Origin of the sequence: Amycolatopsis sp. VS8301801F10, assembly GCF_046195355.1 — a bacterium.
GTDB lineage: Bacteria > Actinomycetota > Actinomycetes > Mycobacteriales > Pseudonocardiaceae > Amycolatopsis.
In genome coordinates, this window is the sequence record NZ_CP176065.1 from 7,913,886 (window position 1) to 7,939,803 (window position 25,918).

Here is a 25,918-nt window from a genome sequence, read left to right on the forward strand (position 1 = left end):
GGCTCGTCGCCTGGCGGCGACATTGCTCTTGATGGGTTGCGTGGGGCACCCCGAAGCTCGATTGTGCTGACGGTCTGTGGGTGCTTGTCAAGGCGGGAAAGATGCCTTGACAAGCACCCACAGACCGCAGGGAGGCTTCGTATCGGGGTTGGGGGGAGGGCTGGGTGCCTCGCTGTTTAGGTGCAGCGGCGGCGGTTTTTGGGGAGTGTGATGGGGCTAGCGCCCCAATGCGGCGGTAGGGGGCGCATCGGGGCGGTGGCGGTGGTCCGTGAGGGTGGCCCTTACGGGCCTCCTGGGTGGGTCAGCGGAAGGCTGGGTAGAAGGCCAGGTCGGCGTGCGGGCCCAGGCGGGCGGCCAGGGCTGCGGCGACTCTTGTGGAGTGTTCGGCGACCTCGGTCAGGCGCGAGTAGCCTGCGTGCCTCGCCAGTTCGCGCCACCACGTGACCAGGGCGGCCTCGCGGCTGACCGGGGTGGCGTGCCTGCTCAGGTTCAGTTTCGGGAGCAGGTCCCGGGTGATTTGCCAGACTTGCAGCATTTCGCTGATGGTGAGCTGTTTCGCCAGCTCGACGTCGTCGGCGAAGGAGGGCCAGACGTCGACGATTTCGGCTCGCCAGGCGGCGATCATCGCTTCGCTCATGCCTGCGGGGAGCGCCATCGCGCGCGGGTCCGACACGAACGGCAGGCGCAGGCACGAGGCGTCGACCAGTGCGGTGCGGACCCGGCCGCGTTCGAAGTCCAGGAAGCGGACTCCCGCGCCGGTGACCAGGTTGTTTTCCGGGGCCAGTTCGACCGGGCTGAACGCGCGGAAGGCTGCCGACCTGGCTTGGGCGACGGCTTCGGCGATGCGGTCGCGCACGGATTCGGGGACGGGCACGTCCAGCAGCTCGGAGAGGAGTTCTTCGACGTCGTCGGCCACGCCTGCCAAGCCGTCGTCGTCGGTTCGCACCGGGCCGCCCAAGCGGCGGAGCAGGGCGTTGAAATCGGCTTCGCGGCTGGCGGTGCTGGCGTGCAGGCGGCCCAGCGAGCGAGCCCAGGACAGCAGGGCTCGCTCGGCTGCCCGGGAGTCGCGGGCGGTCAGCTTGTCCTGCAGGGTGGGCGCGCGGCCCAGGTCTTCGATCACCAGCACGCGGTCGCCGCCGTCGTGGGCCAGGAGTTCCGGGCACATTCGCTCGTCCGGAGCGAGCGCGGTGAACAGCTGGTAGCTCACGGCCTCCTGGGCGAACGGGTCGACCCGGCCGGGTTCCGGCGGGTCCGGATAGTGCTTGACCACCAGGGTGCGCGGCAGCGCGAACGAGGAGGACACGACCCGGGCCCGGACGACTGTCGCCGGGCCGCTTCCGGAGAGGTGCTCGGGCGAGACCAGCGTGATCGCGCTCCCGAACCGGCGCGTGAGCACCGCCTCGCCCGCCGCGACGGCCGCGGCGACTGCGAGTTCCCCGGCTTCCGCCCGGACTCCAGCGTCGCCGGCGGAGGAGGTGTCGACTGTCATTGTCACCGACCCTACTCGTGACTGAGCAACCATGACCACAACGTTCCGGGCGCCGGGACACGCCCGGAATCACCCACGGGAAAGCGGACGCGACAACGCGGCGGAACGTTGCTTGCGTCGGCGAACTATCAGCACAATGGCCGCAGCAAGAACGATTCCGAAGAGGTTGACCAGCAGCTGCAGCACCGAAAAACCGGCCCGGTCCCACCGCCCGGCGACCGCCGCGACCATCGCGTAACCCGCCGCGGGCACGGTCGTCACCGAAATGAACACGCCGACCAGCGCGGCCGATTTCGCCGACGTCATCGCGAGCATTCCGGCCGCCCCGGCGAGCAATGCCACCACGAACGACGCCGGCCCGACTTGATACACGAAATCGACCTGATGGTTGTTGACGATCGCGTGCGGATCGAAGAGGCCGACCGAACTGCCGAGCAGGACGCCGAGCAGCGTGATCACCATCGACACCGGGAACCCGGCCGCCAGCGCGACCCCGGCCCGCCGCACCAGGTCCCAGCGGCCCAGCACCATGCCGACCGCGATCGCGGCGAGCGGGCCGAACTCCGGTCCGACCACCATCGCGCCGACGATCGTGACCGACGAGTCGGTGAGCACGCCGACCGCGGCCAGCAGGCACGCGATGGCGAGGAACGCCTGGAACGTGGCGTTCCACCGCGATTCCTCGCCGGTGCGGCCCAGCAGCTCCTGCCACACGACCGCGTCCGCGCCTTCGCCGGGAGCGGCTTCCTCGGCCGCGTCGGCGGCGTCGGAAAGCGCGGTGTCCAGCGATTCCATGGTGATGCCGCCGCTGCGGTCGAGACCGAGCGTGCAGAGCGCGTCGACGATTTCGTCCGCCGCCTCCCGCGCGACGTCCGCCTCGATGAGGTCGCCCTCCGGCGAGACGGACGCCCCGCGGTGCACGATCAGGTGCGCCGCGCCCGGGTGGGTGCGCAGCAGCTCCAGCGCCTCGTCAGTGCGCTCCGGCGGGCAGATCGCCCTCAGGTGCAGCACCTATCCCACCCCGCCCCGCGAGCCGCTTTCGACGGACCCGCCGCGCGTGGCCACTACTTCTCCTGTGCGGCAGCCGATTTGCTTTGCGGGACAGCTGGTTTCGCGTCGATACCGGCTTCCTTCCGCTGCTGCGCGGTGATCGGCGCGGGGGCGGCGGTGAGCGGGTCGTAGCCGCCGCCGGTCTTCGGGAACGCGATCACGTCGCGCAGCGAATCGGCCTTGGCCAGCAGCATCACGATGCGGTCCCAGCCGAACGCGATGCCGCCGTGCGGGGGCGCGCCGAACTGGAACGCTTCGAGCAGGAAGCCGAACTTCTCCTGCGCTTCCTCCTCGCCGAGGCCCATCAGCGCGAACACGCGCTTCTGGACGTCCTCGCGGTGGATACGGATCGAGCCGCCGCCGATCTCGTTGCCGTTGCAGACGAGGTCGTAGGCGTAGGCGAGCGCGTTGCCCGGGTCCTGCTCGAACTTGTCGATCCACTCCGGGGTCGGCGAGGTGAACGCGTGGTGCACGGCGGTCCACTTGCCGGAGCCGACCGCGACGTCGTCGCCGATGTCCTCGACCGGCGCGAACAGCGGCGCGTCCACGACCCACACGAACGACCAGGCGTCCTCGTCGATCAGGCCGAGCCGGCGGCCGATCTCGTCGCGCGCGGCGCCGAGCAGCGGCTGCGCGGCGGAAACCTTGCCCGCGGCGAAGAAAATGCAGTCGCCGGGCTTCGCGCCCGCGGCTTCCGCGACGTTCGCGCGCTCGGTCTCGGACAGGTTCTTGGCGACCGGGCCGCCGAGCGTGCCGTCCTCGTTGACCAGGACGTACGCCAGGCCCTTCGCGCCGCGCTGCTTCGCCCACTCCTGCCAGGCGTCGAGCTGCCGGCGCGGCTGCGAGGCGCCGCCCGCCATGACGACCGCGCCGACGTACGGGGCCTGGAACACGCGGAACGGCGTGTCGGAGAAGAAGTCGGTGAGTTCGGTGATCTCGAGGTCGAAGCGCAGGTCCGGCTTGTCGGAGCCGTACTTGGCCATCGCCTCGCGGTAGGTGATCCGCGGGATCGGGGTGGCGATCTCGTGGCCGATCAGCTTCCAGAGCGCCTTCACGATGGCTTCGCCGACCGCGATCACGTCGTCCTGTTCGACGAAGCTCATCTCGATGTCGAGCTGCGTGAACTCGGGCTGCCGGTCGGCGCGGAAGTCCTCGTCGCGGTAGCAGCGGGCGATCTGGAAGTAGCGTTCCATGCCGCCGACCATGAGCAGCTGCTTGAACAGCTGCGGCGACTGCGGGAGCGCGTACCAGGACCCGGGCTTGAGCCGCGCGGGCACGAGGAAGTCGCGGGCGCCTTCCGGGGTGGAGCGGGTCATCGTCGGCGTCTCGATCTCGACGAAGTCCTGCGCGTGCAGCACCTCGCGCGCCGTGCGGCTGACCTCGCTGCGCAGCCGGATCGCCGCGGCCGGACCGCTGCGGCGCAGGTCGAGGTAGCGGTACTTGAGCCGGACCTCCTCGCCGACGTCGACCCGATCGTCGATCGGGAACGGCAGCGGAGCGGCCTCGGACAGCACTTCCAGCTCGGTCGCGAGGACCTCGATCTCACCGGTGGCGATGTCCGGGTTCGCGTTGCCCTCGGGCCGCTTCGACACCTCGCCGACGACCTTCACGCAGAATTCGGAGCGCAGCGCGTGCGCGCGCTCGGCCATCTCGCCCTCGCGGAACACGACCTGCGCGACGCCGCTGGCGTCCCGGAGGTCGATGAAGATGACTCCGCCGTGATCGCGCCGCCGCGCCACCCAGCCGGTGAGGGTGACGGTCTGACCGGCCTGCCCGGCACGCAGAGTGCCGGCTTGATGAGTGCGGAGCACTGCGACTGCTCTCCCTAGGTCCACGAGGTTCGGTGCGGCGGCGGGCGCGTTCGGCCGAACGCGCATTTCGCCGGATACAGAGGCTAACGAACCCGGCGTCCGGGGGTGCGGGCAGGTTTGGCTCGGGCCTGGCGGGGGTGGCGGGTTTCGGGGTGGAGTGCTGGCGGGCGCGGGTGGGCTGGCTTGTCGGGCTCGCTTCCGGGCACGGGTCGGCTGGGTGCGGGAGGTTCCGCCGCCGGGGGGATGGGTGCGGGTCGCCGCGATGGGCTGGGCAGGCGGGCTGGGCAGGCGGGCGGGGCGAGGTGCGGGGCGAGGTGCGGGGCGAGGTGCGGGGCGAGGTGCGGGGCGAGGTGCGGGGCGAGGTGCGGGGCGAGGTGCGGGGCGAGGTGCGGGGCGGGCGGCCCCCGGGCCCGCCCGCCCCGCGCCGAACATCGGGTTCGGCTGGTCCGCCGCTTCGCCGCGTGGACTGCCGGGCTGTGGACCGTCACGCGGGTGCCGGTTCGTCCGCGCCGCCAGGTTGCCGTCAGGGCATGGCGGCGGGGTCGGTTCTCGCCGCGCTAGACCGCGGCGGCCGCCTGGTTCCCGGCCCCACGATTCTCGGCTCCCGTTCCCGACTCCCCGTTCCGCGGCTTTTGTCTTCCGTACCCGGCTTCCCGTTCCGCGCTCCCGGTTCCCGTTCCTCGACTCCCGTTCCGCGCTTCCCGGCTCCCAGCTCCCAGCTCCCAGCTCCCAGCTCCCAGCTCCCAGCTCCCAGCTCCCAGCTCCCAGCTCCCAGCTCCCAGCTCCCAGCTCCCAGCTCCCAGCTCCCAGCTCCCAGCTCCCGAGGCAGTCTCGCCCGGTTCGGCTCGCCGGACCATGCCGGACCATGCCGGACCACGCAGGGTCACAGCAGCCGCAACTGTTCCGCCTCCTCCGCGCGTTGTTCCGGCACTTCAGGTTCTGCCGCTGCGGCTCCGGTCTCCCCGGACGAAACCGCTTCCGGCCGGGTTTCCGCGTGCGCTCGAGGAGCCCTCGGATCCAGGCCATGCCGTCGCAGCAGTGGGGCTACCACCGTGGCCAGTCGTTCTCGGTAGCCGCGGTCGACGTAGCTTCCCTTCGCGTACAGGCGGCGGTATCGCGGCGCCAGTTCCGGGTACTCCCGTTTCAGCCACGCGGCGAACCACTCCCGCGCGCCCGGCCGCAGGTGCAGCGGCAGCACCGTCACCCTGGTCGCGCCCGCCTCGGCCAGCTGGGCGAAGAGCGGGTCCAAGGCCTCGGGCGAATCCGTCAGGTACGGCAGCACCGGCGCGACCATCACCGAGCACGGCAGGCCCGCCGCGGCGGCCTTGCGGATCAGGTCCAGCCTTGCTCGCGGGGTCGGGGTCCCGGGTTCCAGCCGGCGTTGCAGGTCGCCGTCGAGCAGGGCCAGCGACACCGCCAGGTGCACCGGGACGTCCTTTCCCGCCGACTCCAGCAGCGGCAGATCCCGGCTCAGCATGGTGCCCTTGGTGAGGATCGACAGCGGCGTCCCGGAATCCGCGAGAGCCCGGATGATTCCCGGCATCAAGCGGTAGCGGCCTTCGACGCGTTGGTACGGATCGGTGTTCGTGCCCATCGCGACCGGTTCCCGTTGCCAGCTCGGCCGGTTCAGTTGCGCGGCAAGCACTTCCGGGGCGTTGACCTTCACCACGACCTGCGTGTCGAAGTCCCGGCCGGCGTCGAAATCCAAGTACGTGTGGGTATTCCGGGCGAAGCAGTTGTGCGACACCATCCCGTCGGCGAGGAAATCGCCGGTACCCGTCGTGATGTCGAACAGCGGCAGCTCCAGCCCCAGCGGCGCGATGCTCGTCACGGTGCGCCGCACGCCGCCGATCACGGTGCCGTCCAGCGAGCGTTTCCATGCGACGGCCGGGTCGACCAGGTGCAGGAACCGCAGCACCTCGCCGGTGCCGCCGGTGAGCCGGGCTTGCCTGCGGCCGGGGTGCTGGCGGTGGCCGACGGTGTCGTAGCTGAACGAGAACCGGTCCAGTGCGGCGAACAGCATGTCCACGACTTCGTTCTCGTCGTGCGCGATGGAGAGCGTGCCGCGCCGGTAGCCACCCGCGAGGTCGAAAAGTCCGGCCAGGAATCCGCGCGCCCAGTGCGCGTCCGGTTCTCGCGGGATGCGCATGAAGCCCACGGAGGAACCGAAATCCGGCAGGTAGGCCAGGGCTCGCGCGGCGGCGTCCGCTTCCGCGGCGAAACCGCCGGAGCGCAGCATTCCGCACAGGTACCCGGCACGGTAGCCGAGCGTGTCGTCCAGCGTGCGGGTGAAGCGGCCGGCTCCGACCAGCTCCGTGCCGGGTTCCAGGTGCGGTCGCTGCGCGGTGCCGAGTTTGCTTCCGGTGACGTACTTCCAGCCGCGCGCGCTGAGGAACCGGTGGTCCGGCCCGGCGACGATGCGCGTGCCGTCGTCGAGCGTGACGCGGTACGCCGGGCGCACCGTGGTCCAGTGCGCGAGCACCTCGGTGGGCACGAGCCTGCGCGCGACCCCGTGCCCGCGCGTGCCCATGATCCGGTCGCCCACGCGCAGCTCGGCGATCGGCTTCGCGCGACCATCGGCCATCAGCACCGGCGTGTCGCCTTCGAGGCAGTACGTGCACGCGTGCGAACACCCGCGATAAGGATTGACCGACCACCGGAACGGCACCGCGGACGATTCGGGCACCCGGTTCAGCACCGACCGGGCGCGCACCTCGTGAAAGGTGACGCCGCCGAACTCCGGCGCGCGCACCGAGCGCACCACATCCCCGAAGGCACCGAGACCGGGGAGTGCCGGCTCCTCCTTCCCCGCTCGCAACTGTTCCCAACGCACCCCTACAGTCGAACACACGTTCTAAAGCACTGTCAAACATATGTTCGAATACCCCTCGAACGAGCGAGGCGCGAGCTCAGCCGCCGAACCGCTCCAGCGCGCGGATCTTGTTCGTCGCGTCGAGCGCGGCGACCTTGTACGCCTCGGACAGCGTCGGGTAGTTGAACACCGCGTCCACCAGGTAATCCACCGTCCCGCCGCAGCCCATCACCGCCTGTCCGATGTGCACGAGATCAGTCGCACCGGTGCCGAAGACGTGCACTCCCAACAGCTTCCGGTCCGCCGTCGACACCAGCAGCTTCAACATCCCATAGCTGTCCCCGGAAATCTGGCCGCGCGCCAGCTCCCGATACCGCGCGATGCCGACCTCGTACGGCACCGACGACGACGTCAGCTGCGCCTCGGTCGCGCCGACGTACGAGATCTCCGGGATCGTGTAGATCCCGATCGGCTGCAGCGCGCCGATGTCGTTCGCCGGTTCGCCGAACGCGTGGTACGCGGCGAGCCTGCCCTGGTCCATCGACGTCGCGGCCAGTGCCGGGAATCCGATCACGTCGCCGACCGCGTACACGTGCTCGACCGACGTCCGGTAATGCTCGTCGACCTCCAGCCGCCCGCGCCGGTCCGCGGCAAGGCCCGCGTTCTCCAGCGCCAGCGCGGCGGTCATGCCCTGGCGACCAGCCGAGTACATCACCGCGTCCGCCGGGATCCGCTTGCCGCTGACCAAGGTGGTCACCGTGGCGTCGTCGGAGACCGCGACATTCGCGACCTTCTCCCCGAACCGGAACGTGACGCCGAGGTCGCGCAGCTGGAACTTCAGCGATTCCACGATCTCCGGATCGCAGAAGTCCAGCATCTGGTCGCGCTGCTCGACCACGGTCACCCGCGAACCGAGCGCGGCGAACATCGACGCGTACTCGATCCCGATCACCCCCGCGCCGACTACGACCAGCGAGGACGGGATCTCCTCCATCGCCAGGATCTCGTCCGAGTCGAGCACGCGCGCGGCGTCGAAGTCGACCTGGTCCGGGCGCGCGGGACGGGTGCCGGTCGCGATCACGATGTAATCGCCGGTGATCGTGCGCCGGTCGCCGCGGTGTTTGCCGTCGACCAGGATGGTGTGCGGATCGGCGAACGAGCCGACGCCGCCGATCAGATCGACGTGGTTGCGCAGCAGCTGCGCGCGCACCACCTGGACTTCCCGGCCGATGACGTGCTGCGTGCGCGCCATCAGATCCGCGATGGTGATGTCCTGTTTCACCCGGTAGCTCGCGCCGTACAGCTCGCGCTGGTTCATCCCGGTCAGGTACAGCACGGCTTCGCGCAGCGTCTTGGACGGAATGGTGCCCGTGTTGACGCACACGCCGCCGACCATGTCGTGCCGGTCGACGACGGCGACTTTCTTCCCCAGTTTCGCCGCCGCGATGGCGGCTTTCTGCCCTCCCGGGCCCGAGCCGATGACGATGAGGTCGTACTCGTATTCGCTCACGGCACTGAGCCTGCGCACCGCCGCCGGTCAGCGCAAGTCCTCAGGAGCGCAAGGCGCCCCGGCGGCGGTGCAGATCGGTGACCGAGCCGAGCGCGGCGTCGAGTTCCTCCCGCAGCAAAGCGGCCTGCTGCGCCGCGACGTCCTCCCCCAGCAACGCCGCGACCCGTCCTTCCTCCAGCAACGCCAGCGCCTCCCACGGCGACGACGCCAACTGCCCGCAAAGAGTGCCCGCGTCCGGTGGGGACAGTTGTTCCGCCAGGCCAGCCGTACCGGCAGCGAGCAGCGCGGCGACGACGAGGTGCGGCTGGGCGTCCGCACCGGCGAAGCGGAACTCCCAGCGCGGCGTCTCGCACAACCGGATCGCGGACGTCCGGTCGTCCGGTCCCCAGCGCAGTTCGCGCGGCGAGAACGGCGCGGTGCGCAACCGGACGTAGCTGTTCCAGGTCGGTGCCCACACTGCGGACAACGCCCTCGCGTCCCGCAGCACTCCGGCCAGAAAAGCCCCCAGCGCGGAGCGAAACCCGGCCGGACCATCCGAAGTGGACAGTGACAGGTGGACGTGGCAGGAATTCCCCTGACCGGCTTCCGGCGCGGCCAGATAGTCCGCCCGCGCACCGTGCCGCGCGGCCGCCCGGCGGGTCAGCATCTGCAGCAGCAACGCGTCGTCGCAGGCTGCGAGCGCGTCCCGATGCCGCAGGACGACCTCGTACTGCCCCGGATGGCACTCCGCCCGCGCCGATTCCACGCCGAGACCGGCCGTCGCGGACCGCAGATCCGCCAGCAGCGGCGCGAGGCGTTCGGTGCCGCCGACGGCGTAGTCCACGCCGTGCCCGGTGAGCGGATCTCCTTCTGGCGTACGGAAAACCACCTCGTGCTCGATCCCGATCGACGGAACCAGCCCGTGCTCCTCCAGCCGGGCCAGCTGCGTCCGCAACACCGTCCGCGGCGCGAGCCCCGCCGGTTCGCCGGACGGGAACTCCGCGTCCCCGACGACCGCCCAGGTCCGGTCTCCGAGCGGAAACGCCGTCGCCGCGTCGAGCCGCACCCGCAGGTCCCCGAACCCGCCGAGATACGGCTTCAGCGGGCCGGTCTCCGGCAGCGGCTCCCGCTCCGGCGTCCAGGCGAAAACGTAGCTGCACACGCCGTATCCGCTGTCCACGACCTCGGCCGCGAACGGCGCGGCCAGCTCGACCGCCGCGAACCGCGCGTGCGGGTCCGGCACCAAAAGCACCAGCCGCGCACCGTCCTCCGCCAGCACCCGACGCAGCACTTCCGCGGCCGCCGTGCCCGCTTCGGCGCGCACGGCCAGCGATCGCGGCCCGACCGGACGGTCGAACGGGCTCACCAGGCACCGTCCGGATCGGGTGCGTGCAACGGGTTCGGCACCCGGCCCCAGCGGACGTCGAACTCGTCGTCGCGTTCCACCTTGTCGAAGCCTTGCCCGGCGAGATGCTCGCGGTTGAGCGTGACCCGCTCGACGTCCGGCGCGAACAGCCGGCAGGCGTCGAACCGCTCGGCCACCTCGGGGTTTTCGTCGCGGTAGCGGCCGACCACCTCGCGCACCAGCGCCCAGAAATCGCCGCGCGCCAAGCCCAGGTCGTCCAGCAGCAGTTCCGCCCAGAACCGCAGCTGCCCGGAGAAAACCGAGCTGAACAGCGACTGCGCGAGCAGGTGCGCGGGCCAGCGCAACATGTCGGCAGCCGCGTCCGGCGGAAGGTCGGCGTAGCAAGGCAGTTCCTCGTCCAGCAGGTCAACGCCCTGCGCGAAGTCTTTGATCGCGATGCGCAGCGGACAGCCGGCCTGGTCCACCACGAGCACGAGATTCTGGCCATGCGGGCAAAATCCGACGCCATACTGGAGCAGCCAGTGCAGCAGCGGCGTGAGCAACAGGTCGAACAACCGGGACAGCCACGTCTCCGCACTCTCTCCGGACTGCGTGATCAGCCTGGTCAGCACGGTCTCCCCGGCAGCATCGCGGTACGGCAGCGCGGCGAACGAGATCGCCTGCTCCCCCTCGGCGAGCCGGGCGACGAGCGGTTCGCGCCACAGCGCACCGAGCGTTTCGTGGAACCGGTACGGCAGTTCCTCCAGCGAACCGAACAGCGGATGCCGGACCGAAACGCTCGCGACCTCGCCTAGCAGCTGGAAGCGGTACTTCTCGGACAGCAGCGGGTCGGCCGCGTCGATCCGGCGCAGCCATTCGGTGACCGACGGACCGGCGAGCGTCGCCGCGGAGTTCAAGCCGCGGTAGACGAGCGTGTTTCGCACGGAGACGGCGGTTTTCACGTCCCGCCGGTCCGGCCGGGAGCGGTTGGCGAGAGTCCTTACTGTCTGATGTGGACGGTAGACGTCGCTGCTCTCCCCCAGCTCGGCCATCCGGCCGGTCGCCAACTCGGCCGCGTAGAGCGTGCCGATGATTTCGTCGGCCTGCCAAGGATGCACCGGGACCCAGACGTAGTCGGCGGGAGCGCCGAGCTGTGCCGTGCGGGCAGCGAACTCGGCGCGGGTCCGGTCATCCAGCTCCTCGCGCAGCAAGGTTTCCGCGTCGAGCCCGGCCACGCTGCGGAACTGCGCGAGATCGCGGTGCACGGCGTACCAGCGCAGCCGGATGTCGGCACCGGACTCGGGCGCGTATCGGGCACGGTCGCGGGCGGAAAACCCGACGCGGCCCTTGTTGAGCACCAGCCGGGGATGGCCGGTGAGGTGCCCGTCGGCGACGTTGTAGTCCATCGTGGACAGTTCGGCGGCGGTCGGGGCGCGCCGCAGCCGGGCGGCTTCGTTGGCGACTGTCGAGGTCAGCTCGGCGAGGACGTCGGCCAGCCGCAGGCCGGTGAGCCCGAGCCGTTCCCGCGCGTCGACGATCAACGTGCGCGGATCGTCCGCCGGAGCCTCGACCCCGGCAGCGAGCCGGATTGCGCTGCCGGGCAACACTGTCCACGACTCGAACGCGCCTCGGCGTGCTTCGAACCGGTACGAAACGTCGTCGGGCAGGTCGAGGTGCCAGCTGCGGTGCCCGGCTCGCGTCGGTTCGCCAGGCTTCGGGACCAGCATCGCTTCGTAGGACAGCTCGCCGAGCATTTTGTGCGTGACGAGCGAGCCCGCGGCCCGCCAAGCGGCATCGTCGGTCAGGGTCACTGGTTCTCCGTCTGGTTGAGGCCGAATGTGGTGAACGCCGTCCGTTCGGGCAGGTCGTACACCGGTTTTCCGCATACCGCGTTGAGAATCGCCGCCGCCCGCCACGCGCCGAGCCCGAGATCCGGCGCGCCGGGACCGTGCGTGTGCCGTTCCGCGTTCTGCACGAACAACGGCCCGGGCACGTCGAGTTCGACGCGATAATCGGCACCGATCACGAGCCGCCCCCGCGCATCGCGGCGGACGGCTTCGCCGAGGCCCCGCAGCAACGGTCCGGTCGGCGTTTCCGCGTAGCCGGTAGCCGCGACCATGGCAGACGTCCGGTGCGTCGCGGTCGTTCCTTGCTGGACGTGCCGCAGCCCCAGCTCGATCCCGTCGCCGAAGGTCGCGGACACCACCTCGACGCCTGGGGTCAGCACCGCGCCCGGCCAGCCGCCGCCGATGCTCCGGCGGTACAGCTCGTCGTGGATCTCGGCCATCGTCTCGGCGTCGATCCCTTGATACAGCTGCCATTGCGTCGGGAGGAGCTGGTCGCGCACCGCTTCGGGAAGACCGTGGAAGTACGCCGTGTAGTCCGGGGTGAACTGCTCCAGGCCGAGCTTCGAGTACTCCATCGGCGCGAACGCCGGGGTCCGCGCGAGCCAGCGCAGACCGTCCACTGTGGAGCGGGATCTCAGCAGATCGAGAAACACCTCGGCTCCCGATTGGCCGGAACCGACCACGGTCACCGAATCCGCGGCGATCAGCTCCGGCCGCCGCGTGAGGTAGTCCGCGGAGTGCAGAGCTAGCACGTCCGGCGCGGAAACCAAGGGCTGCAACGGTTCCGGCACGCTCGGCTGGGTGCCGACGCCGAGCACGACCGCCGCCGCCAGCACCGGTTCCGTACCGCTGACGGTCAGCTCGAACGCCTCTTCCCGGTCGATCCAGCGCAGGCCGGTGACCTCGTGCCCGAACCGGCAGGACGGCAGCCGGGACGCGGCCCAGCGGCCGTAGTCGTCGTACTCGGCGCGCGGCAGGTGGAACCGCTCGGCGAAGTAGAACGGCAGCAACCGGCCGCGTTCGCGCAGGTAGTTGAGAAAGGAATGGCGGCTGGTCGGGTCGACGAGCGTCACCAGGTCGGCGAGGAAGGGCACCTGCAGCGTCGCGCCGTCCAGGAGGAGGCCGGGATGCCAGCGGAACTCGGGACGCGCGTCGAACAGCACGACTTCCAGCTGGTCGAGCGGGTCGGCCAAGGCTGCCAGAGACAGGTTGAACGGCCCGATCCCGACCCCGGCGATGTCGTAACGCCTCACGACGCGACCGGGCTTTCCCGCGTGACCCTCGCCCGCAGGTCCGCCGCCACCGTGGCCACCGCGTCGAGCAGGACGCGGTAATCGGCGGGCTTGGTGTGCGGGTGCAGGAGGGTGAGCTTGAGCCACAGCTGCGCCTCGCCGTCCGGTCCGGTCGGCAACGCACCGCGACCGATCACCGCGGTGCCGTCCTCCAGCAACGTCCGGCGCACCTGCGCGACCAGATCGTCTCCAGCCGATCCCGGAAGCTCGTCCGCGGCCACCGGACGGAAGACCACTGTGGACAGTTCCGGGGCACCCCACGACCGCAGCGCCGGGTGGTCTTCGACCATCGCGTGCACCCCGGAAGCGTTGGCACAGCAGCGTTCCACGAGCGCACCGATCCCGGCGGTGCCGAGGGCGCGCAGCGTGACCGCCATCCGGAACGCGTCCGGCCGCCGGGACGTGCGCAGCGAACGACCGAGCAAATCGGGCAGTCCGGCTTCGGTGTCGTCGTCGGCGTTGAGGTACTCGGCACGGACGGTCAGCGCCTGCAGATCGGTCTCGGCGCGCGCGGCGAAGACGCCGGCGGCGACCGGTTGCCAGCCGAATTTGTGCAGGTCAAGCGCGACCGAATCGGCCAGCTCCAGACCGGCGACCCGGGAGCGGAGGCTTTCGCTGCAGAGCGCGAGACCGCCGTACGCAGCGTCGACGTGCAGCCGCGCGCCGGTCCGGCGGCAGATTTCGGCGATCTCCGGCAACGGGTCGATCCGGCCGGTGTTGGTCGTGCCAGCCGTCGCCACGACCACGGCTTGCGCGCCGAGCGGTGCGAGCGCCTCGGCCAGCGCGGCCGGGACCATGCGGTCGTCGACGCACGGCACCACGACCGGCGCGGGCAGCCCGAGCAACCATGCCGCGCGAGCGACGCTGTGGTGCGAATTCGCCCCGCAAACCGGCCGCGTGACTGCGGATTCGCGGGCGAGCAGGAGTCCGAGGAGGTTGGATTCGGTGCCGCCGGAGGTGATCACGGCGTCCGGGCGGGCGGCGTCCGGGTAGCAGAGCCGGGCGATGCCGGTGGTGAACTCGCGCTCGATCTCGCTCGCGACCGGGGCCTGATCCCAGGAGTCCATCGACGGATTCAGCGCGGAAGCGACGACGTCCGCGGCAACGGAGACGGCCAGCGGCGGACAGTGCAGATGCGCGGCGCACGCCGGGTCGGCGGGGTCCGCGGATCCAGCGGCGAGCAAGGCGGAAAGCTCTTCCAGGGCATGCTCGGCCCCCACTCCGTCCCGTGCGAGCCCGGCGGACGGGGTACGGGCGAGGGCCGCCGCCACCGCGGCCGGGCCGCCGGCGGGAACCGGACCGCCGCGTTCGGCCGCGCCCGCCGCCATCCCGCGCAACGCCGCGGGAAGCAACTGGACCAGCCGGTCCGCCCCGCCGGGGCCGCCAGCCAGCCACTCCGTCGAAGCGACGCCGGAGGGAGAGGTGACCGGCGCTGAGGGCGCATCCGCCATGGAACCGCCTTTCTTAGGGAAAGCTAGCCTTACTTTACCCTGCGCAACACTACGGACACCCACCGGCAGCCCGCCAGCGGGTCGGCCACACGAAAACGGCCGGTGCTCCTCCTGGAAGCACCGGCCGTTCCGGAAAGGCTCAACGCACGCACCTCGGTCGGCAGCACCGATCACAGGCACCGCAACATTTCGCGCGCACAGCAGCTACGCCAAAAACGCTGCCAACTGGACCGAAACGCGGGATCGCGTCGGCGTGTCGAGGAGCAGCGTGCACGGCCCCCAGGGCCGGGTGCGCTGCTCCTCGACACGCCGACTTAAAGGCGATCCCGCCGCGCCGGCGGAGCCGGCGCAATCAAATAGAGCCCAATTCCCGGTGGATCCACTCGACCTGCAGGCGCATGAGGTTCTCCGCGACCTCTTCGGCCTGCGGTGTCATGTGCGTCGCGCCCGCGAGCGGCAGGAAGCCGTGCGCGCGGCCCTTCGCCAGCAGCGCCGAGGAAAGCCGCAGCGCGTGCGCCGGGAAGACGTTGTCGTCGGCCAGTCCGTGCACGATCAGCAGCGCCCGTTCGAGCGATCCGGCGCTCGCGATGAGCGAGTTGTGCTCGTAGCTTTCCGGTTCGTCCTCCGGCTTGCCGAGGTAGCGCTCGGTGTAGTGGGTGTCGTACAGCGACCAGTCGGTGACCGGCGCGCCCGCGACCGCCGCGTGGAACACGTCAGGCCGCCGCAGCACGGCGAGCGCGGACAGGTAGCCGCCGTAGGACCAGCCGCGGATCGCGACCCGTTCGAGGTCCAGCTCGGGGTGCGCCGCGGCGGCCGCGTGCAGGGCGTCGACCTGGTCGGCGAGCGTGACGTCGGCGAGCTTGCCGGCGATCTCCTTCTCCCACGCCGGTCCGCGGCCGGGCGACCCGCGGCCGTCCACGACCAGCACGGCGAATCCTTGGTCGGCGAGCCACTGCGGGGTGAGGAAAGCGTTGCGGCTCTGGAGAACCCGCTGCGCGTGCGGTCCGCCGTACGGGTCGAGCAGCACCGGCAGCTTGCCTTCGTCCGGCTCGTATCCGCGTGGCAGCACCAAAGCCGCGCGCAGCTTGCGTTCGCCGAGCGTCAGCCAGGTCAGGTTCGGCACGATCTCGGGGTCCACAGTGGACGATTCGATGGAACCGATCTCGATGCCGTCCCGCAGCACGGTCACCCTCGGTCCGCTGTGGTCGAGGCTCCACGAGGACAGCACCGTGAGCGCGGCACTGCCCGACCCGACGTGCACACCGTCCGTTGTGGACAGTCGGCTTACCGAGCCGCCTTCAGTGCGATACACGTGGATCTGCGTCGGGTCGTCTTCCGAAGCGGTGAAAAGGACTTCCTCGCCGACGTGCAGCACCATCCGCAGCTGCATCCCCGGCGGCGTGACGGGCTTGCCGTCCACCAGGAGCCGGTGGTCGCCGTCAGCGGCGCTTTCCACCACGAGCTTGCCGTCCGCGGTCCACGCGGGCACGCCCTGGAAAATCTCGACCCAGTGCTCGTCGGTCTCGGTGTGCACTTCGGCCACCGAGCCGTCGGACGGGTCGAGCGCCAGCACGGTGAGCCGCTTCTGGTCCCGCGGCTGCACCGCCAGCAGCGGCTTCCCGCCCGCCGACCAGTGCACGGTGACCAGGTATTCCCAGTCGCCTCGGGCCACGTCGACGCGGCTGCCGTCCAGGCCCAGCACGGCCAGCGACACCTCGGCGTTCGGCGAGCCCGCCGACGGGTACGCTACGACGTTCGCCGGCTGCTGCGGATTCGCCGGGTCGCCGATCGTCCAGCGCGGCACCGGCCCGCGGTCCGCGCGCTCCGCGAGCACGCTGCGCCCGTCCGGCGCCCACCAATAGCCGCGGGTGCGGTCCATCTCCTCGCCCGCGATGAACTCCGCGAGCCCCCAGGTGACGTCCTCGTCGTCCTCGCCGGCGAGCTCGCGGTCCTCGCCGGTCGCCAGCTCGATCACGTGCAGCCGGCGCTCGCGCACGTACGCGACGTGCGTGCCGGTCGGGTTCGGCCGCGGATCGATCACCGACCCGTCGACCAGGATGCGCGTCTCGCCGCTCGCGAGGTCGAGCGTGTACAGCTTGCCCGACAGCGTGAAGGTGACGACGGTGAACGCGTCGTCGACGCCGAAGGCCACCACGCCGCCGCCGGTCTCGCGGGCCCGTTCGCGGCGCGCCCGCTCCTCCGGCGGCAGGTCCTCGTCGCCGGACACCAGCTCGGCGGCGTCGATCAGCTTCGTCTCCTCGCCGGTGGCGAGGTCGAACGACCACAGGCTGTGCCGCGGATCGGTGCCGGTGGCGCTGCGCAGGAACAGCACCCGCGAACCGTCCGGGGCGACCCGGAACTGCTTGGGCGCGCCGAGAGTGAACCGCTGGGTGCGGGCCTGCTGGCGGAGGAACGGAACGTCTTCGAGTGCGAAATCGGTCACGACCAGCACTCTTTCAGATCATCGGCCGGGCACGCCAACAGCCTGCAGCGCGGCCCGCTGCTCGGCGACGTCGTAGGTCGGCTCCGGGAACTTCGGGTCCATCTCGGCCAGTGTCTCCACGAGCAGCTCAGCGACGGCCCAATTGCGATACCACTTGCGATCGGCGGGCACCACGTACCACGGAGCGTGCTCGGTCGAGGTGCGCTTCAAAACGTCGGCGTACGCCTTCTGGTACGCGGGCCACTGCCGCCGCGCGTCGATGTCCGACGGGTCGAACTTCCACCGCTTCTCCGGCCGGTCGAGTCGCGCGGTGAGCCGGCGGAGCTGTTCCTCCGGAGAGATGTGCAGGAACACCTTGACCACGGCGGTGCCGTTGTCGGTCAGCTCCTTCTCGAACGCGTTGATCTGCGTGTAGCGCTTGCGTCGCTCCGCCGCGGAGAGCTGGCCGAGCACGCGCGGCACCAGCACGTCCTCGTAGTGCGAGCGGTCGAACACTCCGAGGTGGCCCGGCGACGGGAGCTTCTTGCGGATGCGCCACAGGAAGTCGTGCTTGAGTTCGGCGGCGGTCGGCTTCTTGAACCCGGCGTACTGCACGCCCATCGGGTTCACCAGCCCCAGCACGTGGCCGACGGTACCGCCCTTGCCGGAGGTGTCCATGCCCTGCAACACCAACAGCACGCTGCGGGTGCCGCCGCCGATGCCCTCCGCGTACAGCGCTTCCTGCAACCCGGCGAGCCGTTCCCCGGCGGACTCCAGTTTCTTGCCGCCCTTCGCCTTCTTCTCCGGCCCCACCGGCGACGAAGCCGGGTCCGGCAGCTCGTCGCCCGCCCGGAGCGCGTCGCGGACCAGGTTCCCGTTCTGCTGCTTCTTCGCCATCCCGGGACGATAACCGGACCGGCGGCCGATCCCGCGCACCGGACGACCGGGTGTCCTCCGGTCGAGCGACGCAGCGAATCGCCGGTCCACCCCTCGATTGCGCAACGAACGACGGGGGAAAGCAACGTTTCCCGGCTGAACTCCCCGCGAACGGCCTCTAGCCTGAACGCATGACAGCGTCCGTCCAGCCTGCCGGCACCGCGCGTCCCACCTCCACCGACGGCTTCATCGCGCTCGACGAGCAATGGAGCACGCACAACTACCATCCGCTGCCGGTCGTGATCGCCGAAGCCGAGGGCGCTTCGGTGACCGACGTGGCCGGCAAGTCCTATCTGGACTTCCTGTCCGGCTACTCCGCGCTCAACTTCGGCCACCGCAACCCCGAGCTGATCGCCGCCGCGACCGAGCAGCTGGGCCGCGTCACGCTCACTTCGCGCGCGTTCCACCACGACCAGCTGGGCCTGTTCTGCCGCGAACTGGCCGAGCTGACCGGCACCGAAATGGTGCTGCCGATGAACTCCGGGGCCGAGGCCGTGGAGTCCGCGGTGAAGGTCGCGCGCAAGTGGGCGTACCAGGTGAAGGGCGTTCCGGCGGGCACGGCGGAAATCGTGGTCGCGGCGTCGAACTTCCACGGCCGCACGACGACCATCGTCTCGTTTTCCGACGACGAAACCGCGCGCGCCGACTACGGCCCCTTCACGCCAGGCTTCGTCCAGGTGCCTTACGGCGACGCGGAAGCGCTGAAGGCGGCCATCACGCCACGCACCGCAGCTGTGCTGATGGAGCCGATCCAGGGCGAGGCAGGCGTCGTCGTGCCGCCCGCGGGGTTCTTCGCCGCGGTGCGACGGCTGTGCGACGAAAACAACGTGCTGATGATCGCCGACGAGATCCAGTCCGGGCTCGCGCGCACCGGCACTGTGCTGGCGCTGGAGCACGAAGGCGTCCGCGCTGACCTGTACACGCTCGGCAAGGCCCTCGGCGGTGGCATCGTCCCGGTGTCCGCGGTGGTCGGCAGCCGCGACGTACTGGGCGTACTGAAGCCGGGCGAACACGGCTCGACCTTCGGCGGCAACCCGCTGGCGTGCGCGGTTGGCCGTGCCGTGGTGCGGATGCTGCAGACCGGCGAGTACCAGAAGCGCTCCACCGAACTCGGCGCACACCTGCACGAACGACTGGCGAAGCTGGTCGGCGACGGCGTCTCGGAGGTCCGCGGACGCGGCCTGTGGGCGGGCGTCGACATCGCCCCGGGCGGTCCGACGGGACGGGAAGCGTCGGAGGCGCTGGCCGGATTGGGCGTGCTGTGCAAGGAAACGCACGACCGCACGTTGCGCGTGGCACCGCCGCTGGTGATCACCGAAGCCGAACTGGACCGCGGAATCGACGCGATCGCCCAGGTCGTCCGGGCTCGTTGACCTTCGCGAGAATCGCGGGCAGCACTAGGACGGACCGCCGCTGTTCTGGTGGGTTGAGCACATGTCGCGCTCCGGGTGAAGACCCCAGCGGGAAGCTCACCCGGAGCGTCCGTTCAGGCAGACGTCACCTCGACGCCGCTCAGCGCGGTGTTGTCCTGCAGGTGCCCGTCGCCGCCCGGCACGGTCGGGATGTCGTCGGTGCTGAGGCCGGAGAGGTACAGCCCGGCCTGAGCACCGGCTTCCGCGGACTGTCGCTTGCGGCGCGCCGTTTCGATCCTCGTCACCACGACCTGGCGGGCACCGCCGGGCAGCCGCACCACGGCGTGCGCGCCGACCTGGACGGTGCCGTCGGTGACCGTGCCGGTGACCACGACTCCGCGCGTCGGGATCTGGTAGATCTCGGAGATCCGGAAGCGGAACGGGCCGGGCGGGGCTTCGGCCGGGCGGCGCGAGAACAACGACATGGGGCCAGCATCGCATCACCGCGGCCAGCAGGCTTTCACCGGCTGACCGCCGAGTGGACCGCTGCGGCCAGCCGGTCGTGTTCCGGGTAGGACCAGGTCGCGGAGAACTGCCGCCGCGTGTACCCGAACGCGACGCCGCTGTGCGGGTCCACGAAGGACTCGGACCCGGCGGATCCGTTGTGCCCGAACGCCTTCGCGCTGAGGAACGGATAACGCAACCCCTTCGCCTGAAACCCGAGCGCGTACTGGCCCGCGTCGCCGGTCACCAGGTCGCGGCCGGTCGAATGGAGCATGGCGAACTCGCCGAGCGTGCCCACGTCGAGCAGCGGCGGCCGTCCGTCCAAACCGGACACCGCGGCCGCGTACAGCCCAGCCAGCCCGCGTGCGCTGCCCACCCCGCCCGCGGAGACCTGCCCGAGCGCCCGCACCCGCCGGGTGTTGACGAACGCCACCTGGTCGAGCGGCGGCGTCGAATCGAGCCCGTAGCCGATGCCGCCCAAGCTGTACGGGCTCGGCACATACGCCTGGAACGCCGCGAGTTCCTCCGCGCTCGCCTCGCCCGCCAGCACTTCGCGGTACCGGTGTTCTTCCTCCTCGGGCAGCCCCAGATACAGGTCCAGGCCGTACGGTTCCCTGATCCGCGTCTCGAAGTGCTCCTGCACCGAACGCCCGCTGACCCGCCGGACCACCTCGGCGACCACCGAGAACCCGGCGAATCCGCTGTAGCCGTAAGCGGATCCGGGCCGCCAGAACGTCCGCTGCCCCGCCAGGCGCCGAGCGATCGCCCGGTCGTCCGCGAGTTCCTCCGCGGACAGCCCGCCGTCCGCCCCGATCAGGCCGGAACGGTGGCTCAGCACGTCGCGAACCGTGATCCCGCCCTTGCCCGCGGCGGCGAACTCCGGCCAGCGGCGCGCGACCGGCTCGTCCAGCTCCAGCACGCCGTCCTGCACCAGCAACGCGACCACCAGCGCAGTCGCCCCCTTGGTCGAGGAATAGACGCCGGTCAACGTCTCGCCGGTGACGTCTCCTGCCCAAAGATCGACCACCAGCCGCCCGTGCACGCGGACCGCCAACTGCACGCCCGCGCTCGCCTCGGCCGCCGCAGCGAACTCCTCGCGGACTGTCTCGAAGCCTTCTTCGACAGTCCCGTGGATCTCGATGTCCCCCATGAGTTCTCGTCCCTCCGATCGTCAGTGTCGAAAGGAGGACCCGCGCGCCGTCCCGAATGTGACTAGGCTTCGCTCCGTGACCGCCAGGCGGACTCTCGCCCTCTTCGCCGCGCTCTGCGCACTCGCCACGCTTGTGCTGGGGTTGCTCGTCGCGCGCTATGCCCCCGGCTCGGTGGACCAATGGGCCGAGAGGTCTGCCTCGACGCTGAGCCCAGGCCTGCTCACCACACTGGTGCTGCCGACCGAGCCGTACGTGCTCATCCCGGCCGTCGTCCTCATCGCCGGAATCTGCCTTTACCGGCGCGCCCGGCTCGACGCGTTGCTCGCCGTAGCCGGTCCGTTCGCCGCCATCGCACTGAACAGTTGGGCGCTGAAACCCGCGTTCGACCGCTGGAAAGGCGGCACGCTCGTCTACCCGAGCGGCCACACCGTCAGCCTGGTAGCCGTGCTCACCGTCGTGGTGCTGCTAGTGCGGTGCAAAGCTGTTGCCGCCGCGGTGGGCGCGGTGCTGGTTTGCTGCGCGGCCGTGGGCATGATCGGCCTCGGCTACCACTACCTCACGGACATCGCCGGCGGCGTCTGCTTCGCCCCAGCCGTGGTCACCGCGATGCGGGCGGCGCTGTCACCGCGTCGCGCGCGAGAGCCGTCAACCGGCTGATCGCGCGCAGGTACTTCTTGCGGTAGCCGCCGTTCAGCATCTCCTCGCCGAACAGCTCGGGCAGCGGCACGCCGGACACGACCACCGGAATCGCGCGGTCGTACAGCCGGTCCGCCAGCGCGACCAGCCGAAGCCCGACCATCTGGTCCGGCACCGGCGCCACGTGCTTGAGGTGCACCCGCCGAACCCCGTCGAGCAGCTTCCCGTACCGCGAGGGATGCAGCCGCTCGAGATGCTTCGTCAACGCGCCGAATTCGTCCACAGTGGACCCTTCGTGCGCGGCCGCGGAAGCGTCGATCTCGTCGTCGCCGACCGGCGGCGGCGCGTCCGGCAGCCCGCGGTGCCGGTAGTCCGGCCCGTCGACGCGGACGACGCCGAACCGCCGCGACAACGCCTGGATCTCGCGCAGGAAGTCCTCCGCCGCGAACCGCCCCTCCCCGAGCTTGTCCGGCAGCGTGTTGGAGGTCGCCGCGACGTAGACGCCCGCGTCGGTGAGTTCTTGCAGCAACCGGCTGACCAGCGTGGTGTCGCCGGGATCGTCGAGCTCGAACTCGTCGATCGCCAGCAGCCGGTGCTCCGACAGCCGCGTGACCGCGTTGGCGAACCCCAGCGCGCCGACGAGGTGCGTCAGCTCGACGAACGTCCCGTACGCCTTGGGCCCCGGAGTCTCGTGCCAGGTCGAGGCGAGCAGGTGGGTCTTGCCGACGCCGAACCCGCCGTCGAGGTAAAGCCCCATCGGCCCGTCCGGAATCGCCGCGCCGCCGCCCAGCAGCGACCGCAGCCGGGACTTCTTGGCCTTGGCCGCCCCGACCCGGGAAGCGAACGCCGAACACGCCTCGACCGCGGCCGCCTGGCTGGGCTCGTCCGGATTGGGAAGGTAAGTGGAAAACCGAGCCTCGCCGAACCGCGGCGGCGGCACGAGGGACGCGATCAGCTCGTCGGCCCCTAGCTCGGGAAACCGGTCGGTCAGCGCAGCTGCGGGCATGGTCGGAGAGCCTATCCGCACGACCCCGGCCCTCGCGGCGCGCCTCAGCGTGGCCGAGAACGGCAAATCCCCCGGTCGGAGCCGTCTTCCGCCGGGGAATGGACACGCGAAGCCAGGCCCGTGTGGCGACTGTCACCGACCTGCGGCATTCGTCGGCGCCGAGGCGATGGATCGAGCCAGGTCACCAGCCCGGCCTGAGCGGCTGGTGGGTGGCCCAGTGCCGCCGGGCTCGTTCGCATTGCGCCGTTGACGCCATTGCTCCAGCACGAACCTCGGACCGCCTGAGCGGGGCCGATCGTCAGCGTGCGGAGGACCGGCACTCCCGCCAGGCACCCATCCTTCGACGCGCGGAGCACTGGCACACCCGCCAGGCAGCCTCCATCAACCTGGGAAGCAACAACACTCCCTCCACGCAGCCGCCCATCGTCGCGCGAGCACCGACCCACCCGCCATCCATCAGCGGAGCAACAGCAGTCCTCGCCCGCCGGGCAGCCACCACGCGGCGGCTCAGGGCCGCCGACCACCGGTCAAGTCACCACGCTGTCACGGAGACTCCGGCGCGGTGCACCGTCGACTCGCCGTCCGCGGGCTCGGTGGCAAGTGGCCGTGACGCCCCTCCTTCGCCCACCGCCACGGCGATGTGCGCCGCGGGCAGCGGCGGCTCGCCCCGCGCGAGTCGTCGCCCGGTGTCTCCTCAGCGCCGCAGTCCATCCCTCCCACTTGCACGGTGTCCTCGGTGAAGCTGGCGCGCCAGGCGAGCCACGGCCGCTGCCCGGAGGTCCTTCACCGCTTGCCACTCACCCGTTCGAGGGATGCCGCGTGAGTTTTCGCCCGGTCGGGAGGTCCTTCGGGAGGGCACGTCTCCGGCGCCGCGGGCCGCTCGCGGCGACACTGGACGCGCCATGTCCGGATACAGGGAGCGAGGAACCATGCCGAGCGCGAACCGGCCCGATGTGCCTGCCGCTGTCCCGTCCGCCGCGCTGGCGGCGGCCGAGCAGACGGACACCGCCGGGCGCACCACGATCTCGTCGCTGGTCGTGCAGAAGATCGCGGTGCTGTCGGCGCGCGAGGTCGCGGGCGTGCACGCGCTCGGCGGCGGGGTGTCGCGGGCGATCGGGGCGATCCGGGACCGGATCCCGGGCTCCGGCTCGACCTCCACCGCGGGCGTCGCGGTCGAGGTCGGCGAGAAGCAGGCCGCGATCGACCTCGACGTCGTCGTCGAGTACGGCGCGCGCATCGCGGAGGTCGCCCGTGACGTGCGGCGCAACGTCATCACCTCGGTCGAGCAGATCACCGGGCTCGAGGTGATCGAGGTCAACATCGCGGTCAACGACGTCCACCTGCCCGGCGAGGAAGACGAGCCCGAGTCGAGCCGGGTCGAGTGACCAGGTGACTCGGCCGCGACGGCGCGACCTGGCGCCGCACTTCGACCGGGCCGCTTCCGGCCCCAGGCACACCGCCGCCAGTCGGGCCGGACGTGCTGCGGAAGGGCGTAACGGCAGCGGGTCCGAAACACCGCGTCCGCCACGACCACTCGCCACGCAAACCGCCGCACTGAACACCGCGGCACCTCAGATCAGGCAGCACCTCAACCGCCGCAGCACGCAATCCCAGGAGGGCGCACGTTGAACGCTACGCAGACCGGGATCCTCGCCGGGCTGATTCTCGGCCTGGCCGCCACGCAGGGGTTCACCGCTTTCCTGGTGACCTTCGCGGTCGGCATCATCGGGCTCGTGGTCGGCCGGGTCCTCGACGGCGAACTCGACCTCGGCGACCTGTTCGGGAAGGGCCGGGACAAGTGACCCGGACGGTCGAGGCAGGGCCGTCCCGCACCGACCTTCCAGAGCCCGCCGAGCGTGGTTCGCTGACCATCGCGCACGCCGTGGTGCGCAAAGTCGCGCAGCACGCCGCTGACCAGGTTCCCGGGACGATGCGCACCGAACGCCGCGTCGCGGGCGTCAGCACCGGGATGTCCGGCGCGTCGGCGAAGGTCGGCGGCTCCGATAACGACGTCGAACTGTCCCTCGACCTCGCGTTGCGCTATCCGGTGCCGGTGCGGGAAGTGACCGGGCAGGTGCGCGAGAAGGTCGTCGAAGAGGTCGAACGCATCACCTCCTATCACGTGCGTTCGGTCGCGGTGACGGTCACCGCGTTGCTGCCGGATGTGCCGCCGAGGGTGCGATGATGCGCATCCTCGTCCGTCTTCTTTCCACGCTGCTCGGCCTGGCCGTCGCGGCCGGCGGCGCGCTGCTGGCGCTCGAGGTCGGCTGGGCTTGGTGGCAGCCCGGAAAGGAACCGCTGCTCGTGCCGTGGCGGCGGTGGAAGACCGCAATCGCCGACCTGGACTGGACCAGCACGCCGGTGCGGATCGCAGCGGGAATCGTGCTGCTGGCCGGGCTGGTGCTCCTCTTGCTGGCGCTCGGTGCAGGAGACCGCGCGGTGCGGATGACCGATCCCGCTGATGGCATCACGGTGAACACCTCGCCGCGAGCGCTCGCGCGGATGGTCGGACTGGCGGTGCGCGCGGAGGACAACGTGCGCGGCGCGTCCGTGACAGCCAGCTCTCGCCGGGTGCGCGTGCGCGCGACGAGCCGGCTGGAAACCGAGGAACAGCTCCGGCCACGGCTGTTGGAGACCGTCTCTCGCGTGCTGGACGACCTCCCGTTGCAGCGTCGCCCGAAGGTTTCTGTGGTCGTCGACTCTCCGAAGGACCGGTGATGAGCGCTTCCGCGGCGCGTCGCGCGCAAGGCCGTTCGTACGGTGCCGAGCGCACGCTGACCTCCTTGGTCGGCGTGCTCGGAGTTCTGGCCGGTGCCGGAGCACTGGTGGTCGGCATGGGCTGGCTCGGACAGTTCCGCGGGCACCGGCCGCTGCTCGACCCGATCGCGGTCGGCTGGCTCCGCGACCACGCGCTGTACGCGCGGATCGGTGCGCTCGTGCTCGGGGTGCTGCTGCTCCTGTTCGGACTGTGGTGGTTTTTCCGTTCGCTGCGCCCGGAACGCCGGCCGGACCTGAAGCTCGACGAGACGACCGGCGCGGAGCTGACCGTCACGGCCGGCGCGCTGGCCGGCGCGGTGCAAACGGACGCGGAAAGCGTCGACGGGGTTGCCCGGGCTCGCGTCCGTTCGGTGGGCACCGCGGCCGAACCGGCGTTGCGGATCACGCTCTGGCTGGTCGAGGGCACCGAAGTCCGGCGGGTGTGGGAAGACCTCGACGCGTACGTGCTGACCCGGGCCAGAGAGTCGCTCGGCGTCGAGACGCTGCCGACCGCGGTGCGGCTCGAACTCGACACGACCGGCCCGGCACGCGTGCGCTGATCCCGCGT

The 25,918-nt window shown here is 70.8% G+C and carries 21 protein-coding genes; 7 read left to right on the top strand and 14 right to left on the bottom strand.

What is annotated here, in order from left to right:
- Positions 1–301 precede the first annotated feature (301 nt).
- From F9C11_RS36265 to F9C11_RS36315, 11 genes are all read right to left on the bottom strand, one after another.
- Entirely contained in the window at positions 302–1,489 is a 1,188-nt protein-coding gene (locus tag F9C11_RS36265; RefSeq protein WP_409181862.1) for a phosphotransferase, read from the bottom strand.
- A 69-nt stretch (positions 1,490–1,558) separates the two neighbouring features.
- Complete coding sequence (locus F9C11_RS36270; RefSeq protein WP_409181863.1) at positions 1,559–2,500, bottom strand: DUF389 domain-containing protein; 942 nt, start codon at positions 2,498–2,500, stop codon at positions 1,559–1,561.
- A 53-nt stretch (positions 2,501–2,553) separates the two neighbouring features.
- On the bottom strand, positions 2,554–4,350 hold the full coding sequence (aspS, locus tag F9C11_RS36275) for an aspartate--tRNA ligase (RefSeq protein ID WP_409181864.1): 1,797 nt from the start codon (positions 4,348–4,350) through the stop codon (positions 2,554–2,556).
- An 883-nt stretch (positions 4,351–5,233) separates the two neighbouring features.
- Positions 5,234–7,183 (bottom strand): intein-containing Rv2578c family radical SAM protein, encoded by a 1,950-nt coding sequence (locus F9C11_RS36280; protein ID WP_409181865.1) that lies wholly within the window; start codon positions 7,181–7,183, stop codon positions 5,234–5,236.
- A 76-nt stretch (positions 7,184–7,259) separates the two neighbouring features.
- The gene (gene sthA / locus F9C11_RS36285) at positions 7,260–8,672 is read right to left on the bottom strand and encodes a Si-specific NAD(P)(+) transhydrogenase (RefSeq protein WP_409181866.1); all 1,413 of its coding nucleotides are present in this window, start codon (positions 8,670–8,672) and stop codon (positions 7,260–7,262) included.
- A gap of 40 nt (positions 8,673–8,712) precedes the next feature.
- A complete protein-coding gene (locus F9C11_RS36290; protein WP_409181867.1) occupies positions 8,713–10,017 on the bottom strand; it encodes a glutamine synthetase in 1,305 nt (434 codons plus the stop codon).
- Positions 10,014–11,807, bottom strand: a complete 1,794-nt coding sequence (locus tag F9C11_RS36295; protein WP_409181868.1) for an IucA/IucC family protein — start codon at positions 11,805–11,807, stop codon at positions 10,014–10,016. Before F9C11_RS36295 ends, F9C11_RS36290 begins: the two co-directional genes overlap by 4 nt.
- Entirely contained in the window at positions 11,804–13,096 is a 1,293-nt protein-coding gene (locus F9C11_RS36300) for a lysine N(6)-hydroxylase/L-ornithine N(5)-oxygenase family protein (RefSeq protein WP_409181869.1), read from the bottom strand. The genes F9C11_RS36295 and F9C11_RS36300 overlap by 4 nt, the downstream gene beginning before the upstream one ends.
- On the bottom strand, positions 13,093–14,586 hold the full coding sequence (locus tag F9C11_RS36305) for a pyridoxal phosphate-dependent decarboxylase family protein (protein ID WP_409181870.1): 1,494 nt from the start codon (positions 14,584–14,586) through the stop codon (positions 13,093–13,095). Before F9C11_RS36305 ends, F9C11_RS36300 begins: the two co-directional genes overlap by 4 nt.
- Positions 14,587–14,938: 352 nt before the next feature.
- The gene (locus F9C11_RS36310; protein ID WP_409181871.1) at positions 14,939–17,029 is read right to left on the bottom strand and encodes a prolyl oligopeptidase family serine peptidase; all 2,091 of its coding nucleotides are present in this window, start codon (positions 17,027–17,029) and stop codon (positions 14,939–14,941) included.
- 18 nt (positions 17,030–17,047) lie between these two features.
- On the bottom strand, positions 17,048–17,905 hold the full coding sequence (locus F9C11_RS36315; protein ID WP_409181872.1) for a PPK2 family polyphosphate kinase: 858 nt from the start codon (positions 17,903–17,905) through the stop codon (positions 17,048–17,050).
- A 170-nt stretch (positions 17,906–18,075) separates the two neighbouring features.
- On the opposite strand from F9C11_RS36315, the gene rocD reads away from it, so the two are divergent.
- On the top strand, positions 18,076–19,317 hold the full coding sequence (gene rocD / locus F9C11_RS36320; protein ID WP_409181873.1) for an ornithine--oxo-acid transaminase: 1,242 nt from the start codon (positions 18,076–18,078) through the stop codon (positions 19,315–19,317).
- Positions 19,318–19,430: 113 nt separating this feature from the next.
- On the opposite strand, the gene F9C11_RS36325 is transcribed toward rocD, so the two are convergent.
- Entirely contained in the window at positions 19,431–19,781 is a 351-nt protein-coding gene (locus tag F9C11_RS36325) for an EF-Tu/IF-2/RF-3 family GTPase (RefSeq protein ID WP_409181874.1), read from the bottom strand.
- 35 nt (positions 19,782–19,816) lie between these two features.
- Positions 19,817–20,950, bottom strand: a complete 1,134-nt coding sequence (locus F9C11_RS36330; RefSeq protein ID WP_409181875.1) for a serine hydrolase domain-containing protein — start codon at positions 20,948–20,950, stop codon at positions 19,817–19,819.
- Between the two features lie 76 nt (positions 20,951–21,026).
- Here F9C11_RS36330 and F9C11_RS36335 point away from each other — a divergent pair, with 76 nt between their 5' ends.
- Positions 21,027–21,608, top strand: a complete 582-nt coding sequence (locus F9C11_RS36335; RefSeq protein WP_409181876.1) for a hypothetical protein — start codon at positions 21,027–21,029, stop codon at positions 21,606–21,608.
- On the opposite strand, the gene zapE is transcribed toward F9C11_RS36335, so the two are convergent.
- Complete coding sequence (gene zapE / locus F9C11_RS36340; protein ID WP_409181877.1) at positions 21,550–22,593, bottom strand: cell division protein ZapE; 1,044 nt, start codon at positions 22,591–22,593, stop codon at positions 21,550–21,552. The two genes, F9C11_RS36335 and zapE, sit on opposite strands and share 59 nt — an antisense overlap.
- Before the next feature lie 929 nt (positions 22,594–23,522).
- Here zapE and F9C11_RS36345 point away from each other — a divergent pair.
- The 5 genes from F9C11_RS36345 to F9C11_RS36365 all read left to right on the top strand — a co-directional run bounded on the left by F9C11_RS36345 (position 23,523) and on the right by F9C11_RS36365 (position 25,910).
- Complete coding sequence (locus F9C11_RS36345) at positions 23,523–23,978, top strand: Asp23/Gls24 family envelope stress response protein (RefSeq protein ID WP_409181878.1); 456 nt, start codon at positions 23,523–23,525, stop codon at positions 23,976–23,978.
- A 240-nt stretch (positions 23,979–24,218) separates the two neighbouring features.
- Complete coding sequence (locus F9C11_RS36350) at positions 24,219–24,395, top strand: hypothetical protein (protein WP_009075692.1); 177 nt, start codon at positions 24,219–24,221, stop codon at positions 24,393–24,395.
- The gene (locus F9C11_RS36355; protein ID WP_409181879.1) at positions 24,392–24,778 is read left to right on the top strand and encodes an Asp23/Gls24 family envelope stress response protein; all 387 of its coding nucleotides are present in this window, start codon (positions 24,392–24,394) and stop codon (positions 24,776–24,778) included. Before F9C11_RS36350 ends, F9C11_RS36355 begins: the two co-directional genes overlap by 4 nt.
- Positions 24,778–25,311, top strand: a complete 534-nt coding sequence (locus tag F9C11_RS36360; protein ID WP_409181880.1) for a DUF6286 domain-containing protein — start codon at positions 24,778–24,780, stop codon at positions 25,309–25,311. The genes F9C11_RS36355 and F9C11_RS36360 overlap by 1 nt, the downstream gene beginning before the upstream one ends.
- Positions 25,311–25,910, top strand: coding sequence for an alkaline shock response membrane anchor protein AmaP (locus F9C11_RS36365; protein ID WP_409181881.1), 600 nt, complete (start codon positions 25,311–25,313; stop codon positions 25,908–25,910). The genes F9C11_RS36360 and F9C11_RS36365 overlap by 1 nt, the downstream gene beginning before the upstream one ends.
- Positions 25,911–25,918 lie beyond the last annotated feature (8 nt).

Coding starts and splice junctions, on each gene's coding strand:
- F9C11_RS36265 (WP_409181862.1), bottom strand. CDS start 1,489: ATGACAGTCGACACCTCCTCCGCCGGCGACGCTGGAGTCCGGGCGGAA.
- F9C11_RS36305 (WP_409181870.1), bottom strand. CDS start 14,586: ATGGCGGATGCGCCCTCAGCGCCGGTCACCTCTCCCTCCGGCGTCGCT.
- F9C11_RS36315 (WP_409181872.1), bottom strand. CDS start 17,905: ATGGCGAAGAAGCAGCAGAACGGGAACCTGGTCCGCGACGCGCTCCGG.
- rocD (WP_409181873.1), top strand. CDS start 18,076: ATGACAGCGTCCGTCCAGCCTGCCGGCACCGCGCGTCCCACCTCCACC.
- F9C11_RS36325 (WP_409181874.1), bottom strand. CDS start 19,781: ATGTCGTTGTTCTCGCGCCGCCCGGCCGAAGCCCCGCCCGGCCCGTTC.
- F9C11_RS36330 (WP_409181875.1), bottom strand. CDS start 20,950: ATGGGGGACATCGAGATCCACGGGACTGTCGAAGAAGGCTTCGAGACA.
- zapE (WP_409181877.1), bottom strand. CDS start 22,593: ATGCCCGCAGCTGCGCTGACCGACCGGTTTCCCGAGCTAGGGGCCGAC.
- F9C11_RS36345 (WP_409181878.1), top strand. CDS start 23,523: ATGCCGAGCGCGAACCGGCCCGATGTGCCTGCCGCTGTCCCGTCCGCC.
- F9C11_RS36360 (WP_409181880.1), top strand. CDS start 24,778: ATGCGCATCCTCGTCCGTCTTCTTTCCACGCTGCTCGGCCTGGCCGTC.
- F9C11_RS36365 (WP_409181881.1), top strand. CDS start 25,311: ATGAGCGCTTCCGCGGCGCGTCGCGCGCAAGGCCGTTCGTACGGTGCC.